The sequence below is a fragment of the Aureimonas pseudogalii genome (assembly GCF_014196835.1).
Classification (GTDB): Bacteria; Pseudomonadota; Alphaproteobacteria; order Rhizobiales; family Rhizobiaceae; genus Aureimonas; species Aureimonas pseudogalii.
Genome location: NZ_JACIEK010000001.1, coordinates 602,029 through 617,489 on the forward strand (window position 1 = coordinate 602,029; position 15,461 = coordinate 617,489).

8 protein-coding genes are annotated in these 15,461 nt (G+C 72.2%); 3 read left to right on the plus strand and 5 right to left on the minus strand.

Going from position 1 to position 15,461, the window contains the following annotated elements; translation table 11 throughout:
- Positions 1-2 precede the first annotated feature (2 nt).
- Both GGR04_RS02740 and GGR04_RS02745 read right to left on the minus strand, forming a co-directional pair.
- Positions 3-2,132, minus strand: coding sequence for an AMP-binding protein (locus GGR04_RS02740; protein WP_183197594.1), 2,130 nt, complete (start codon positions 2,130-2,132; stop codon positions 3-5).
- On the minus strand, positions 2,129-2,671 hold the full coding sequence (locus tag GGR04_RS02745) for an acyl carrier protein (RefSeq protein WP_183197596.1): 543 nt from the start codon (positions 2,669-2,671) through the stop codon (positions 2,129-2,131). Before GGR04_RS02745 ends, GGR04_RS02740 begins: the two co-directional genes overlap by 4 nt.
- Positions 2,672-3,234: 563 nt before the next feature.
- Here GGR04_RS02745 and GGR04_RS02750 point away from each other — a divergent pair.
- From GGR04_RS02750 to GGR04_RS02760, 3 genes are read left to right on the plus strand one after another with little or no spacing between them, the layout of a single operon-like run.
- Positions 3,235-4,359, plus strand: coding sequence for an ABC transporter permease (locus GGR04_RS02750; protein ID WP_183197598.1), 1,125 nt, complete (start codon positions 3,235-3,237; stop codon positions 4,357-4,359).
- The gene (locus tag GGR04_RS02755; RefSeq protein ID WP_183197600.1) at positions 4,356-5,081 is read left to right on the plus strand and encodes an ABC transporter ATP-binding protein; all 726 of its coding nucleotides are present in this window, start codon (positions 4,356-4,358) and stop codon (positions 5,079-5,081) included. The genes GGR04_RS02750 and GGR04_RS02755 overlap by 4 nt, the downstream gene beginning before the upstream one ends.
- On the plus strand, positions 5,078-6,196 hold the full coding sequence (locus tag GGR04_RS02760) for an HlyD family secretion protein (RefSeq protein ID WP_183197602.1): 1,119 nt from the start codon (positions 5,078-5,080) through the stop codon (positions 6,194-6,196). Before GGR04_RS02755 ends, GGR04_RS02760 begins: the two co-directional genes overlap by 4 nt.
- A 22-nt stretch (positions 6,197-6,218) precedes the next feature.
- On the opposite strand, the gene GGR04_RS02765 is transcribed toward GGR04_RS02760, so the two are convergent.
- The 3 genes from GGR04_RS02765 to GGR04_RS02775 are packed head-to-tail and all read right to left on the minus strand — an operon-like array spanning position 6,219 to position 15,179.
- Entirely contained in the window at positions 6,219-8,021 is a 1,803-nt protein-coding gene (locus tag GGR04_RS02765; protein ID WP_183197604.1) for a fatty acyl-AMP ligase, read from the minus strand.
- Positions 8,018-8,818: a thioesterase II family protein gene (locus GGR04_RS02770; RefSeq protein WP_183197605.1), complete on the minus strand. Its 801-nt coding sequence runs from the start codon at positions 8,816-8,818 to the stop codon at positions 8,018-8,020. Before GGR04_RS02770 ends, GGR04_RS02765 begins: the two co-directional genes overlap by 4 nt.
- A gap of 13 nt (positions 8,819-8,831) precedes the next feature.
- The gene (locus GGR04_RS02775; RefSeq protein ID WP_183197607.1) at positions 8,832-15,179 is read right to left on the minus strand and encodes a type I polyketide synthase; all 6,348 of its coding nucleotides are present in this window, start codon (positions 15,177-15,179) and stop codon (positions 8,832-8,834) included.
- Positions 15,180-15,461: the final 282 nt, after the last annotated feature.

The window sequence follows — 15,461 nt, forward strand, 5'->3', positions numbered from 1 at the left end:
CGTCAGCCGTCGAGGAGCGCCCGCAGCGCCGCAGCCTCGCGGTCGACGTCGCGATCGGTCGGCGTCGCGTCGTCGGTCTCGTTCGCCGGTGGCGGGGCCGCTTGCTCGCAGGCGTCGAACATGTGGTCGAGCAGCCGCTGGATCGTCGGATAGTCGTAGAGGTCCACGGGCTGGACGCGGCGCGCGCCGAGGTCGAGCGCGTTGATCGCGGCGATCGTCTCGATCGCGGTGACGCTGTCGAGCCCGTAGCTCGCGAAGGGTTCGTCGAGATCGACCTGGTGCGGCGCCTGCCCGGAATGGCTGGCCAGACGCTCGACGAGCCAGGCTTCGAGCTCGCCGCGCGTCGCGATGGCCGGCGGCACCGCGTTCGGGTCGGCGACGGCCGGATCCGGACGGATCCAGCGATGCACGAGATGGGGCTCGAACCCCGTCTCGCGCCATTCCGCCCGCGCCGCTCCGTGCTGGATCTTGCCGCTGGAGGTGCGCGGGATGCGGCCGGGCTTGACGATGCAGATCTCGGCGGGCGTGATCTGCAAGCCTTCGCCCAGCCGCTTCGTCACGCGGGCCACGAGCGAAGCGGCGGCATCCCCGTCCTTGAGCGCGGCGACGCCGCCCCGCGTCGCCTCGGCCAGAAGCACGACCTCCTCGCCCCGGCCGCGGTCCACCGCGAAGGCGGCCGCCGCGCCGGTCGAGAGATCCGGCAGGTCGCGCGTCGCGGCCTCCTCGATGTCCTGCGGGTAGAGATTGCGACCGCGCACGATGATGAGGTTCTTGAGCCGCCCCGTGACGAAGAGATCGTCGCCGAGGAGAAAACCGAGATCGCCCGTCCGGTAGAAGGGACCAGCCTCCGGCTCGTCCTCGAGCCGCGCTCCGAACGCCGCCGCCGAGACCTCCGGCCGACCCCAGTAACCCCTGGCGACGCTGGCCCCCGTCAGCAAGATCTCGCCGATCTCGCCCTCTCCGAGGGCGCGGTCGGTCTCGACGTCGGCGATGCGCACGCGCCCCTCCGGCGCGCCGTTGCCGACGAGGCGCTGTGCGGCGGCCCCCTCGACGGCGGGCACCGCCCGGTTGGCACCGAGCGCTTCCGTCTCGAAGCCGCGGATCGTCGGGCCGGCGCGGTCGCGCAGGTTTCCGGTGACGAGCAGCGTCGATTCGGCGAGGCCGTAGGACGCCAGAAGCGCATCCGCCCGGAAGCCGCAGGGCGCGAAGGTGCGGGCGAAGCGCTCGATCGTGTTGGGATTGACCGGTTCCGATCCGGTCAGGAGGCAGGTGATGGTCGAAAGGTCGAGGCCGGCGACGACTTCCGGGGTCGCCATGTCGCAGCAGCGCTCCAGCGCGAAGTTCGGGGCTACGGCGGTCGTCGCCCCGACGGCGGACAGCTTGCGCAGCCACGTCGCCGGCGACTGCACGAAGGCCTGCGGCGACATGAGATCGGCGGTCCCGCCGACCACCATCGGCGTGATCACCGCGCCGACGAGCCCCATGTCGTGGTAGAAGGGCAGCCAGAGGACGCCGCGCGAGGACGGGCCGAGGCGCAGTTTCTCGATGATCAGATTCGCATTGGCGACGAAGTTCCCATGGGAGATCATCACCCCCTTGGGATCGCCGGTGCTGCCCGACGTGTACTGGACGATCGCGATGTCGTCCGCGTCGATCGTCTCGCGGCGGAAGGCGGCGGGATCGCCCGCCAGGTCCTCGAGCGTGGCGACGATCGGCGCCGCCTGCCCCGTCGCTTCCGCATGGGCCGCCGCGACCTCGCGCAGCCACGGCGCGGTGGCGGGCTCGGCGATCACCAGCGCGGGGCCGGCATCGGCGAGGACGGAGGCGAAGCGCGGATCGCTCTTGCCGGCGCGCTGCCCCGGCACCGGCACGGCGAGCGCGCCTGCCGAAAGACATGCGTAGAAGGCGAGAAGGAATTCCGGTGCGTGCGGCAGCGCCAGGACGACGCGCTCGCCCTTCAGCCGGCGGGCCTGCAGGGCGGCGCCGATCGAGCGGACGCTGCGCTCGATCGCGGCCATCGAGAGATCGACGGTCTCCTCGGATCGCGACGCGTGGAAGCGGTAGGCGATGGCGTCCGGCTCGCGCGCGGCACGGCGGAACAAAATTTCGTCGAGGGTGGCGGACGGTGTCATGCGGGCGTGACCTCGGTTTCCTGGATCGCGGTGGCTCCGGCCGGCCGGCGCGGTGCGCCGCGCTGTCCGGCGGGTCCTGCCGCTTGCGGTGGTTCCGGCGTGGGCTGCGCCTCGATGCGACCGCGCAGGGTCGCGGCCAGGCGGTTCTGAGCCTCGATCACCTCGGCCACCATGGCGAGCTGCGCGCGCATCAGCCGGATGTCGGCCGACCCGGCGCCGGCGAGCGCTGCGCCCGGCCTCTGTAGGATGCTCTCACGAGCGACCGGCGGCGGTGCGCCCGAGTCGCTCCACGTCGAGGCTTCGGCTCCCGTTTCGGCGAGGAAGGCGGCGATCGCGTCGATCGTGTTCAGCTCCTCGAAGAACTGCCGGATCTCGATGCGCCGGCCGTAGCGCGATTCGATCCAGCCGCGGGCCTCCAGCAGCATGATGGAATCGGCGCCCAGATCGAGGACGTTCGCCGACGTCGAGATGGCGCCGCGCGAGACCCGCAGCAGGGTCGCGAAATACTCGGCGAGATCGTCGCGAGGATGGGGCGGCATGGTCGGGATGGATCTTCCAAGATCGCCCGTCGATCCTCACGTGTCGGCGGCCCCTCGGCCCCTCGACTCATGACGACCGGGGCGCGGCTCCACGGCAAATAATCGCTGGTCTTCGTTGAAGCATCATGGGCTCCGATCCGTAAAGAACCCTTGAAGCGCGCCTCGCCTTCCGCTCTCGTGGTCGATCTCCGAACAAGATCTCCGTCGGTTGCAGGCATCCGACGCAGGTTTTATTCGCATCCCTTCCTATTTCACTCGGTCCGCCGGAAGCGGCCAGGATCCGTTGCGGCCGCCCCGCTGCCAGCGAAAGGCCTGCCGAAGCGCGGGAAACGGCGCCGATCCGTGCGTCGCGAGGGGGATCGCTCCCCTACGGCCGTCCGAAGAAGGCTCGTCCTCATCGCCTCTTAACTACTCTCGTCTACTCTTCGGCATCGAACCCCGATGCAGTCGTCCGTGCGGGACGCTGCGGCGGAGACCTCGAAGCGGCGGCCTCGCGCCCTCGCCGCGAGGCGGAACGTCTCGGCCCTGCGGCCGGGCGCCGAACTGTCCTGACGGGATCCTGCATGACGACCCTGATCGCATGGCGCAACCTTCGGCACGACCCGATCCGCTTCGCCGCGACGGTGGTCGGCATCGTGTTCGCCGTGGTCCTGATCTCGATGCAGACCGGCATGCTGATCGGCTTCATCCGCGCCTCGGCCGGCCTCGTCGAGAATGCCGGCGCCGATGTCTGGGTCGCCGCGCGCGGCACGAGCAACGTCGACCAGTCGGGCATCCTGCGCCAACCCGCCTTCTACCGCGCGCGGGCCGTGCCGGGCGTGGCCGAGGTCAGCCGGACGATCATCCAGTTCACCGGCTGGCGCAAGCCTGCCGGCGGCACCGAGTCCGTGATCATCGTCGGCTTCGATCCGCAGACCGGCTTCGCCGCGCCGTGGAACCTGGTGGAAGGATCGGTGGAGGCGCTCGCCGCGCCGAACGCGGTGATGATCGACAGGCTCTACGCCGAGAAGCTCGGCGTCACCGCCGTCGGCGACCGGGTCGAGATCGCCGAGCGGCGCGCCGTCGTCGTCGGCTTCACGCAAGGGGTGCGCACCTTCACCCAGTCGCCCTACGTCTTCACCTCCTACGCCAACGCCCTGCGCTACACCAACATCGAGGACGGCGACGCCAGCTACATGCTGGTGAAGGCCGCACCCGGCGTCGAGCCGGCGACGCTCGCCGCCGATCTCGGCGCCGTCCTCGGCAAGGAGGAGGTCCTGACCACGCAGGCTTTCGCAGCCCGCACCCGTGACTACTGGATCCTCACCACGGGCGCGGGATCGGCGCTCGTCCTCGGCGCGGCGCTCGGCGGCCTCGTCGGCATCATCATCGTGGCGCAGACGCTCTATGCGGCGACGGTGGAGCGCCTCGCCGAATACGCCACGCTCAGCGCCATCGGCGCGGGCAGCGGCTATCTCAACGCCATCGTCCTGAAGCAGGCGATGATCGCCGGCACGATCGGCTTCGTCATCGCGGGAACGATCGCCTGGGCCATGGCGGCCTCCTCGACCTCCTCGCCGGCCGCGATCCTCCTCTCGCCCCTCGCGCTGGCGCTGATCGGCGTGCTCACCCTCGCCATGTGCGCCGTCTCCTCGATGCTCGCGGTTCGCAAGCTCTACCGCATCGACCCCACGAGCGTGTTCCGATGAGCGCGAACGATCAGGCTCTCGTGGTCGAGGACGCCGCCCTCACCTATGGAAGCGGCGAGGCCGCGACGCCTGCCCTGCGGGGCGTCTCGCTGACGGCGCGTCCCGGCGAAGTGCTGCTGATCCGCGGCCCCTCGGGCAGCGGCAAGACGACGCTGCTGCAGCTCATGGGCGCCCTGAAGACGCCCGACCGCGGCCGCGTGTCGATCTGCGGCACGTCCACGACGGGCCTCGGCCAGCGCCAGCTGCAGGCGATCCGGCTGCGGCGGATCGGCTTCGTGTTCCAGTTCTTCAACCTCTTCCCCACCCTGTCGGCCTGGGAGAACGTCGCGCTGCCGCTCGATCTCGTCGGGCGCGACCGACGGTCCGCCGAACGGCGCGCCCGCGCGCTCCTGGCCGATCTCGGCCTCGCCGATCGCGCCGACCACCGGCCGGGCGAGCTCTCCGGCGGCCAGCGCCAGCGCGTGGCCGTCGCCCGCGCCCTGGCGCACGATCCCCAGGTGATCCTCGCCGACGAACCGACGGCCGCGCTCGACGGCGCCAGCGGCCTCGTCGTGGTGGAGACGCTTCGAAGCCTCGCCCATCGCGAGGGCCGCATCGTGGTGCTGGTCTCCCACGACGCGCGCCTCGCCGACAAGGCCGATCGCGAGATCACCGTCGAGGACGGGCGGATCGTGGCGGAGCAACGGAAGCGAGCGTCGATGCCGGCCGGAGACATCGCATGAGAACGTCGCTCAAGATCGTCGCGGTCGGGCTTCTGGCCGGGGCCGCCTATCTCGGCTTCTGGCCCGGCGAGGGACCGCAGGACACGGCATCGGGCGACGCACCCGGCGCGCCGAGGGCGGCGGCGGCGGTCGAGGCGCGCCCCTCCACGATCATCGCCGGTCTCGGCGTCGTCGAGCCGAACGGGGGCACGATCGAGCTGGCGTCCGAACTGCCGGGCGTGATCACCGTCCTGCACGTCGCGGAAGGCGACCGCGTGAAGAGCGGCGACATCGTCGCCGAGCTCGGGAACGGCGAATTGCGCGCCAAGGTCGCGCAGGCGGAGGCGCAGCTGGCGATCCGGCGCGCCGATCTCCAGCGGATCGAGAACGGCTCGCGCCTGCAGGACGTCGCGCAGGGCGAGAGCCGCGTGGCGGAGCTGCGGGCCGGGCTCGAACTGGCGGAGGCCGATCTCCAGCGGGCCGTCCAGTTGCAGAAGAACGGCACCGTCTCGAAGCGCGCGCTCCAGGCCGCGACCAACGTGCGGACCGTCGCGCTGAAGCAGCTCGACGCCGCCGAGGAGGCGCTCTCTCTCCTGCGGGAAGGCTCCCGGGCCGAGGAAACGCTCGCCGCCCGTGCCGAGGTCGCGCTCGCGCAGGAGCAGCTCGCGGAGGCGGAGGCCTATGTCGCCAAGTCCGTGATCCGGGCGAGCCGCGACGGCACGGTGCTGCGCCTGCTCCGGGAGGCCGGCGAGGCGGTGTCCACCCAGCCCGCCACGGCGCTGGCCGAGATCGGCGACACCTCCCGGCTGGTGGTTCGCGCGCAGATCGACGAGGCCGACATCGCCGACCTCCTGGTCGGGCAGCGCGCCGAGATCGCCGCGCCCGCGCTCGGCGGTCGGCGGCTGACCGGCCGCATCGAGCGCATCAGCCCGCGCATCGGCGCCAAGATCGTCAATGCCGACACCGCCGACGAGAAGCGCGACGCGCGCGTTCTCGACGTGATCGTGGCGCTCGAACCGGGCACCGAGCTTCCCGTCAACCTACGCGTCGACGTCTTCATCGACACGGGCGAGCGCGTCGCGATCCTCGACGAAACGCCGGCGTCGGCGATGCCGGACTGGGTCATCCGGCGGTAGCGCCGGCGCGCGGGAGCGCGCGTCAGGCCTTGCCGGCCGGACGGGCCGAGCGCGGGCCGTGGTCGAAGAGGAGCTCGGCCGACCCCTCGATGATTCGCGCGCGGATGAGCGAGCGCTGGATCTTGCCGCTCGGCGTCTTCGGCACGCCGCCGGCCGCCAGCAGGATCACCCGCCGCGGGCCGACCCCGTGCGCGGCCGAAACCGCCGCGGCGACGGCGCGGGCGACGGCCGCCATGTCGGCTTCGCCGAGCGGGGCGATCTCGCAGGCGAGTGCGAAGCCCGGATCGTCCTCGTCCTCGGTCATGAAGGCGGCCGAGGCGCCCCGGCGAACGCTCGCATGCGCCTCCTCGGCCGTCGCCTCGATGTCGTGCGGATAATGGTTGCGGCCGCGCAGCACGATCAGGTCCCGCTCGCGTCCGGTGACGAAGAGTTCGCCGTCGAGACGGAAGCCGAGATCGCCGGTCCGCAGGAAAGGCCCCTCGCCCGAGGCGAGACGCGCGGCGAAGATGCCGTCCTCCTCCGCCCGCGGCGCGAAATAGCCCGACGCGACGCTCGGCCCCTGCAGCCAGATCTCGCCGACCCGGCCTTCACCCAGCGCGACACCCGCGGCGGGATCGACGATCTCCAGCCGCTGCCCCCCCGCGACCCGGCCGCAGCCAATGAGCGTCGCCGTCGAGCCCGCCGCGGCATCCGGCGCGGCCCGCACCGGGCGCCCGGCCTCGAGGCTCGCCTTGTCGATCGTTGCCGCCGTCGTCGGCGCGCCCGGCTGTCCGCCGGTGACGAAGAGCGTCGCCTCGGCGAGCCCGTAACAGGGATAGAATGCCTGCGGGCGGAAGCCGGCGGGCGCCGCGAAGGCGGCGAACCGGTCGAGCACCGACTGACGCACGGGCTCGGCGCCGTTGAAGGCGTGCGTCCAGCGCGAGAGGTCGAGCCCTTCGAGCCCGGAGGGCGCGATCCGGCGGGCGCAGACGTCGTAGGCGAAGTTCGGCCCGCCCGAGATGGTCGCCCCGAACCCGGAGATCGCCTTCAGCCAGCGCTCGGGCCGCCGCAGGAACCGCGCGGGCGAGAACATGACGCAGCGCCCGCCGACCTGCAGCGCCATCAGCACCGCGCCGATCAGCCCCATGTCGTGGGAGAGCGGAAGCCAGGAGACGCCGACGTCGCCGGTCCGGTAGCCGAAGCTCTCGGCCTGCGTCGCGAGATTGTGCAGGACGTTGCGATGCGTCAGCGCGACGCCGCGCGGCATCCGCGTCGAGCCCGACGTGTACTGGATCAGCGCGAGGTCGCCATTGCCGCGGACGAGGCCCGGCAGCGCCCCGCCCTCGCCAGAGCGCGGCGCCATCGGCCGGTCGCTGGCGAGCCAGCGCAGGCCGAGCTCGTCCACCGCGTCCTCGTCGATGCCCTGCATCTCCGACAGGACCGCATGCGGGCCGAGCACCGCCTTCGCGCCGCAGTCGCGCACGATGCCAGTGAAGCGGTCGAAGGCCTTCAGCGCGCCGGCATGGACGCCCGACACCGGAACGGCGCCGGCATAGAGACAGCCCAGAAGCCCGATCACCGTGTCCGGCCCGTCGCCGTAGAGCAGCATCACCCGCTCGCCCGGCTTCACGAACCGGGCGACGCTCGCGCCGACGATGCGGGCCTCCTCGCACAGACCCGCGAAGGTGATGTCGCGCGAGACGGTCTCGCCGTCCTCCATCCAGGAATAGACGACGGCGTCCGGCCGATCCCGCGCCCAGGCCTCGGCCACCGAGAGCAGCGTGCCGGTGTGCCAGTCGACGGGCGCCGCGGACCGGGCGGTGTCGAAGCGGACCTGTTCGTTCACGGGTGCGCCTCCTGGCGGACGGGGCGCGCGCCGTCGCGGCCGCGGCGGTGAGCGGCGTCGAGGCCGCGAAACAGCGCCGAGCAGGCTTCGGCGACGACGGCGCCGGGCTGGTCCTTCAGATAGAAATGGCCGCCGGGAAAGAGCCGGAGGCGGAAGCCGCCGTCCGCGAGGTCGGCCCAGGATTCGAGCGCCGAACGCGGCACGCCGCGGTCGTCCGCCCCGCCGAGCGCCAGGATGGCGGCGGGCACGCGCAGATCTCCGGGCGGGTGCCAGGTCTCGAGCGCGGCGAAATCGGCCCGCGCGACGCGCATCGTCATCGCCATCATCTCGCTCGAGCGGCGAATGGCGTCGGGCAGGCCGCCGAGCGCGGCCAACGCCTCGGCGAAGCGTTCGTCGGGAAGTTCGTGCAGATCGGGGGCGAGCGGGGGATGGTGCGGCGCCCGGCTGGCGGAGACGATCAGGGCCGCGGGCGCCGGCAGGCCGCGCGCGGCGAGCGTCGCCGCCGTCGCGCACGCGAGACGCGCGCCCATCGAGTGCCCGAACAGCGCATAGGGCAGGTCGAGCCGAGGCTCCATCGCGTCGGCGAGACGCGCGGCCAGAGCCCCCATGTCGGTGACGGGCGCCTCGGCCATGCGGCTTTCGCGCCCCGGAAGCTGCACCGCGCAGATGTCGATCTCGGCCGGGGCCAGCGCGGCCCAGCCGGCGAAGGACGACGCGCCGCCGCCGGCGTGATGAAGGCAGAAGAGGCGCGCCGTCGCCTCCGGGCGTGCCGGACCGTGCCGGAACCAGGATGTCATCGCGTCCGCCTCCTCAGGCCGCCAGCCGGTCGCCCGCGGCGCCGGGATCGAGATCGAGGTCGAGGTCGAAGCGCTTGAGCACCGAGCGGGCGAGATCGGTGACGCTCGCTCCCTTGGACAGCTGGAGCAGCGAGATCTGCACGCCGTAGCGCTGGCCCAGCGCCGACTGGAGCTCGACGCCGATCAGGCTGTCGATGCCGAGATCGGAGAGCGGACGATCCGCGGGAATGCGGGCGGCCGGCATCTTCATCGCCCCCGCGACGACGCCCGTGATGCCCTCGACGACGGCCGGCAGGCGATCCGCCGGATCGAGCGCCGCGAGCGTCGCGGCGGCGCCCGAGCGCTCGCAGCCCGGCGCGTCTTCGGCCATCAGGGCGCTGAAACGCGGGATCTCGCGAGCCTGCGGGAACAGGCCGCTCCAGGTGGCGACGTCGATGTCCATCACGGCGAGCGCCCCGCCGGGGAGATCGGCCGCGAGCACGGCGTCGAGCGCGGCGATGGCCCTTTTCACCGGGATCCGGCGCACGCCGGCGAGTTCCAGCTGCCGGGCGGCCGGACCGTCGTCGGCGAGCATGCCCGCGCCCCCGATCGCGCCCCAGGCCACCGCCGTCGCCGGCAGGCCCTCGGCCCGGCGGCGACGCGCCAGGGCGTCGAGCACCGCGTTGGCCGCGACATAGCTCGCCTGGCCGGGATTGCCGATCAGCGCGGTCGCCGACGAGAACAGCATGAAGACGTCGAGCGGGCGACCGAGCGTCGCCTCGTGCAGCGTCAGCGCGCCGAGCGCCTTCGGCCGCATCACCCGCGCGATGCGCGCCGGGTCGAGATGATCGACGAGGCCGTCGTCGAGGACGGCCGCCGCGTGATAGACGCCCGCCAGGGGAACGCCCGCGGCATCGAGTTCGCCGAGCAGCGCGTCGACCGCCGTTCGGTCGGCGACGTCGAGGCGGCCCTCGATCACGTGGACGCCAAGGCTTGCGAACTCGGCGAGCGCGGCCCTGGCCGCCTCGCTCGCGGCGCCCGAGCGGCCAGCCATCACCAGATGGCGGCAGCCGCGCGCAACGAGCGACCGGCAGAGCTCCAGCCCGAAGCCGCCGAAGGCGCCGGTGACGAGGGAGGCCGCGTCCGGGCGCACGGCCGCCGCGCTCCGGCGCCGCGGCACGAGCGACAGGTCGGCGCGATCCTCGAAATCGACCACGATCTTGCCGATGTGGCGGGCCTGCGCCATGTGACGCAGCGCGTCGGGAAGATCGGCGACCTTGAAGCGCGTGACCGGCAGCGGGGTCACAACGCCCTCGCGCATCAGCCGGGCGACGTCGGCCAGGAGCGCGGCGACGACGGCCGGGCGCTCCGCCATCAGACGGTCGAGATCGACGGAGGAGAAGCTGAGGTTCTCGTTGAAGAGCCCCATCGGGATCCGCCCGTTCTCCATGATGTCGCGCTTGCCGATCTCGACGAAGCGGCCGAAGGGCGCGAGGAGCGGGAGCGTCGCCTGGAAGACGTCGCCCGAGAGCGAGTTGAGGACGACGTCGACGCCCCGCCCGCCGGTCGCCGTGCGGATCTCCTCGGCGAAGGCGAGGCTGCGGCTGTCGTAGATCCCGGCGACGCCGAGCGCGCGCAGGTGCTCGCGCTTTTCGGGATTGCCGGCGGTGGCGTGGATCTCGGCGCCCAGCCGCTGCGCGATCTGGATGGCGGCAAGGCCGACGCCGCCCGTCGCGGCATGGATCAGCACCCGCTCGCCGGGCTTCAGGCGCGCCAGTTCGTGGAGCGCATACCAGGCGGTCATGAAGGCCACGGGAATGGTCGCGCTCTCGGGCCCCGAGGCGCCGGCCGGCAGGTCGAGGGCGAAGAGGCGATCCTCGGCGATCGTCACGTGCGAGGCGAGGCAGTCCGGCAAGGCCGCCACCACGCGCTGGCCGACGGCAAAGCGCGTCACGCCCGCCCCGACGGCCGTCACCACGGCGGCGGCCTCCATGCCGAGCGTCTCGCCGAAGAACGTGTTCTCGTAGGCCTTCTTCGGCAGGACGCCGAGAACCTTGAGAACGTCCTTGAAATTGAGGGCCGCCGAGAGGACCGCGAGTTCCACCTCGCCGTCGCCGGGCGCGCGGCGCTCGCTCTCGCGGAAGCCGAGCGCCTCGAAGCTGCCCCCGGCCCCGGTGTCGAGGCGGAAGCGGACGTCGTCGGCAAGGGTCGAGACCGCGACGGGCGTTTCGTCGGCGGCGGCGAACCCGGGCATGCGCGCGATGCGCGCGACGAGGCGCTCGGTCCCGCGCAGCACCACTTCGTCCTCCGTGCCATCGGCGACGATCTCGGCACCGAGCCGGCGCAGGGTGGCGGGCGAGAGGTCGGCGTCGAGATCGACGAGCGTCGGCCGCAGGTCCGGGCGCTCCAGCGCGACGACCCGCAGCGTGCCTGCGGCGCCCGCCTGGTCGATCGCCGGCGCCGTGCCGTCCGCCGGCCGATAGCCTCGGGTCACGAGATAGAGACGCGGCGACACCTCGGCGTCGGAGAGCGCCTTCACCAGCGCCGCCAACCCCTCGACATGGTCGATGCCCGCCGGGTCGCCCGCGCCGTCGGCCTCGGCCGGTCGCAGGTCGATCACCGCGTCGAGATCGGCCGGACCGATCGCGGCGAGGCCGCCGGCCGAGACCTCGGCGCCGGTCAGCACCAGGATCTCGCGCGCGCCCTGGCGGTCGAGCGTCGCCGACAGGCGGTCGGCGAGCGCGCCGCCGTCGCTGACGAGAAGCCAGCGGCCGTCGCGGGCGAAGGCGGCGACGGGCTCGGCGGGAACCCAGGTTTCGCTGAAGAGCCAGCGGTCGAGCGAGGGGGCGGCGTCCCGCGCGGTGGCGACGGCGCGGCAGGCGAAGCCGAAGATGTCGGCGACGATCGAGCCGTCGGCCGCGACGAGGCGGATGTCCCCCTCGATCGCCGTCTCGTCCTGCCGCCGGATCGTGCCCAGCGCCCGCACCGCGGTGCCGGCGGGCCGATGATAGAGCACGCGCCGGATGCCGACGGGCATGAACAGGCGCGACGCGCCGGGGCGATCGGCGCAGGCGGCGATCAGCGCCTGGAAGGCGCCGTCGAGCAGCGTCGGGTGCAGGCGCCCGGCGAGCGCCTCGCTGGCATGGGCCTCGTGGACGGCGAGTTCGGCAAGCACAGAGCCCGCCGTCCGCCGCAGCGCCCGGATGGTTCGGAAGGACGGGCCGTAGTCGAGGCCCCGCGCGGCAAGGCCGGCATAGAGCGCCTCGACGTCGACGATCTCACCATGCGCGACTTCGAGCGCCGGCAGATCGATCGCCGGCGAGGTCCAGGGCCTGGCGGCGAGAACCCGCACCGAGGCGTGGTCGCGCCAGTCGCCGTCGCGGCCCGGCCGGGTCGCCGCCGTGAGGGTGCGCGTCGCCGCCTCGAAGCTCCAGCGCAGCGGGAAGCGGCGGTCGGGATCGACCAGCATCGCCTGCCGGAGATCGAGCCCCTCCAGCACCGCGCCCTCCTCGCCTTCCAGCGCCGCATGGGCGGCGAGCGCGGCCTCCACATAGGCGGCGGCCGGAAACACCACGTCGCCCTCGATCCGGTGGTCCGGGAGCCAGGGCATGTAGTTCACCGAGACGTCGGCCTCGAAGACCGGCGCCGGGCCCTCCAGCGGCGCGCCGAGCAGCGGATGCGCGTCGCGGCCGAGGCGATCGGCGGCCGTGGCGGCGCTCTCGGCCCAGTGGACCTCGCGCTGGAACGGATAGGTCGGCAGGCGCGCGTAGCGGTCGGTGCCGGCGAGGCAGGCCCAGTCCACCGCCGCTCCGGCGGTGATCAGGTCGGCGATCATGCGCCGCACGGCGAGGGTTTCGTCCTCCTGGCGGCGCAGCGTGTAGAGGGATTCCACGGTGCGATCCATCCCGGCCGCGCAGGTGCGCACGGCCGAGGTCAGCACCGGGTTCGGCCCGACCTCCAGGAAGGTGCCGTACCCATCGGCGATCATCGCCTCGACGGCGCGGGCGAAGAGCACGGGCGCGCGCACGTTGCGGAACCAGTAATCCGCATCGTGGCGCTCGTCGGCGCCGAAGCGCGCGCCGGTGACGGTGGAATAGAGGGGAATGCGGGGGCTCGTCGGCCGCAGGCCGTCCAGCGCCTGCGCCAACGGTGCCTTCAGCACGTCCATCTGCGGGCTGTGATAGGGCACCTCGACCCGCAGGAAGCGGTGGAACACGGAGGCGGCTTCGAGCGCCTGCGCGATCTCGTCGAGCGCCGCGCTCTCGCCGGACAGCGTGATCGCCTGCGCGCCGTTGACGGCGCCGATCGAGACGCGCCCGTCATAGGGGGCGATGCGGGCCTGCGCATCCGCCTGCGAAAGGCCGACGGCGAGCATCGTGCCGGTGCCGGCGGTGGTCTGCTGCAGCCGGCTGCGGTGATAGGAGACGAGGACGGCGTCCTCGAGGCTCAGCGCGCCCGAGACGTAGGCGGCCGAGACCTCGCCGACCGAATGCCCGACGATCGCGGCGGGCCGGAACCCGCGCGCCGACAGGAGAGCGGCGAGGCCGATCTGCACGACGAAGTTGGCGGGCTGCGCGATCTGCGTCTCGCCCATGCGCGACGTCGCCTCGTCTCGCGCCATCTCGGCGAGGATCGACCAGCCGGACAGGCCGGCGAACAGGGTGTCTGCGGCTTCCGCAGCGGCGCGGAAGGCGGCGTCCTCGGCCAGCAACCGCCGCCCCATGCCCCACCATTGCGGCCCCATCCCCGAGAACACCCAGGCCGTCGGCGCGTCGGTCCCGCTCGATGGCCGGACCACGACGTCGCCCGCCGCCTCGCCGCTCGACAGCGCATCGAGCGCCGTGATGAACGCCTGCGGATTGTCGCCGAAGACCACGGCGCGATGCTCGAAGTCGGAGCGCTTCGCGCCTGCGCTGTAGCAGAGCGCCGGCAGTTCGCCCGGCGCGGCGGCCGCGATGCGCTCGCGATAGGCTGCGGCGAGCGCGGCGAGCGCGGGCTCGGTGCGCGCCGTCAGCTTGAGGAACTGCGTCCCGGCGGGGGTCGGTCGGGGCGTTGCGGCGAGACCCACATCCGGCGCGGCGAAGGGCTTCAGCAGCGCATGCGCGTTGGTGCCGCCGTAGCCGAAGGAGTTCACCGCGACATGGAAGGTCTCGGGCTCGATCGGCGTCGCCACGCGCGGCAGCGCCAGACCCCAATCCGCGAAGGGGATCGCGGGGTTGGGCTCGCCGAGGCGCGCCTGCGGCGGCACGAGGCGGTTCTGCGCGACGAGGCAGGCCTTGATGAAGCCCGCGACGCCGGCCGCCGCCTCCAGATGCCCGATATTGGCCTTCACCGAGCCGATCACGACGGGATGCCCCGCCGCGCGCACGCTGCCGATCGTCTCGGCCAGCGCCCGCGCCTCCAGCGGATCGCCGACCGGCGTGCCCGTCCCGTGCGCTTCCACATAGGCGATGTCGGCGAGATCGACGCCGCCGGCCGCGGCCACCTCGCGCACCAACCGCGCCTGCGCCTCGGCGCTGGGAACGGTGATGCCGTTGGTGTGGCCGTCCTGGTTGACGCCGGTCGCCACGAGAACCGCCTGGATCGGATCGCCGTCGGCGAGCGCGTCCTCCAGCCGCTTCAGCATCACCAGTCCCGCGCCCTCGCCGCGCGAATAGCCGTCGGCCCGCGCGTCGAAGCTCTTGCAGTGGCCGTCGGGCGCCAGGAAATGGCCCTTGCTCATCACGATCGGATATTGCGGCGAGATCATCATGTTGACGCCGCCGGCCAGCGCCGCGTCGCATTCGCCGGTCTGCAGCGCGCGCGCCGCATAATGGAGCGCGACGAGCGAGGAGGAGCAGGCCGTGTCGATGGCGATGGCGGGCCCGCGGAAGTCGAACGTGTAGGCGATGCGCGCGGCGAGCATCGTCATCGCCGCGGCGGTCGCGGTGTGGTGCGTGTCGACGATCGAGCGGCTGAGCGGCGAGGAGAGCTGGATCAGGTGGTCGAGCGCGAAGCCCCCGACATAGACGCCGACATTGCCGCCGGCCAGCCGCGCGGGGACGAGGCCGGCATCTTCCATGGCCTCGTGCGCGACCTCGAGAAGCAGTCGCTGCTGCGGATCCATGTAGGCCGCCTCGCGCGGCGAGATGCCGAAGAAGAGCGGGTCGAAGGCGCCGAAATCGCCGCCCAGAAAACCGCCGCGGCGCATGATCGCCTTGCCAGGCGTCGCGGGGTCTGCGTCGTGGAAGCGCCGGACGCTCCAGCGGTCTTCGGGAACGTCGCGGATGCCATCGCCGCCGTCGAGAAGGAAGCGCCAGAAGGAGGAAGCGTCGTGGACGTCGCCGGGAAACCGGCAAGCCATTCCGACGACCGCAATCTCAGTCCTATCGTGCTTACTCATGTGACACCTCTGCGACGATCGTGTGTTCTTGAAGCACCTTCAATAGCAGCAACAGCGGCAAAAGACGTTATGAGATACGCTTAACATTGCGTTGTAGTAAACAACGAAGCCAGCATCTCAAAAGGATTGGCTGCCTTATTTAAATAGCGAAGATTTTATGAGAATCACCTCTCGTCGCTTCGATCGAAAACGCGCATGGATTGCATAGAATCCCAAGTGAATTCTAGAGATTCCAATTTTATATATTCACTATCTACTGAGCAAAAGATGGTTAGCGGCATA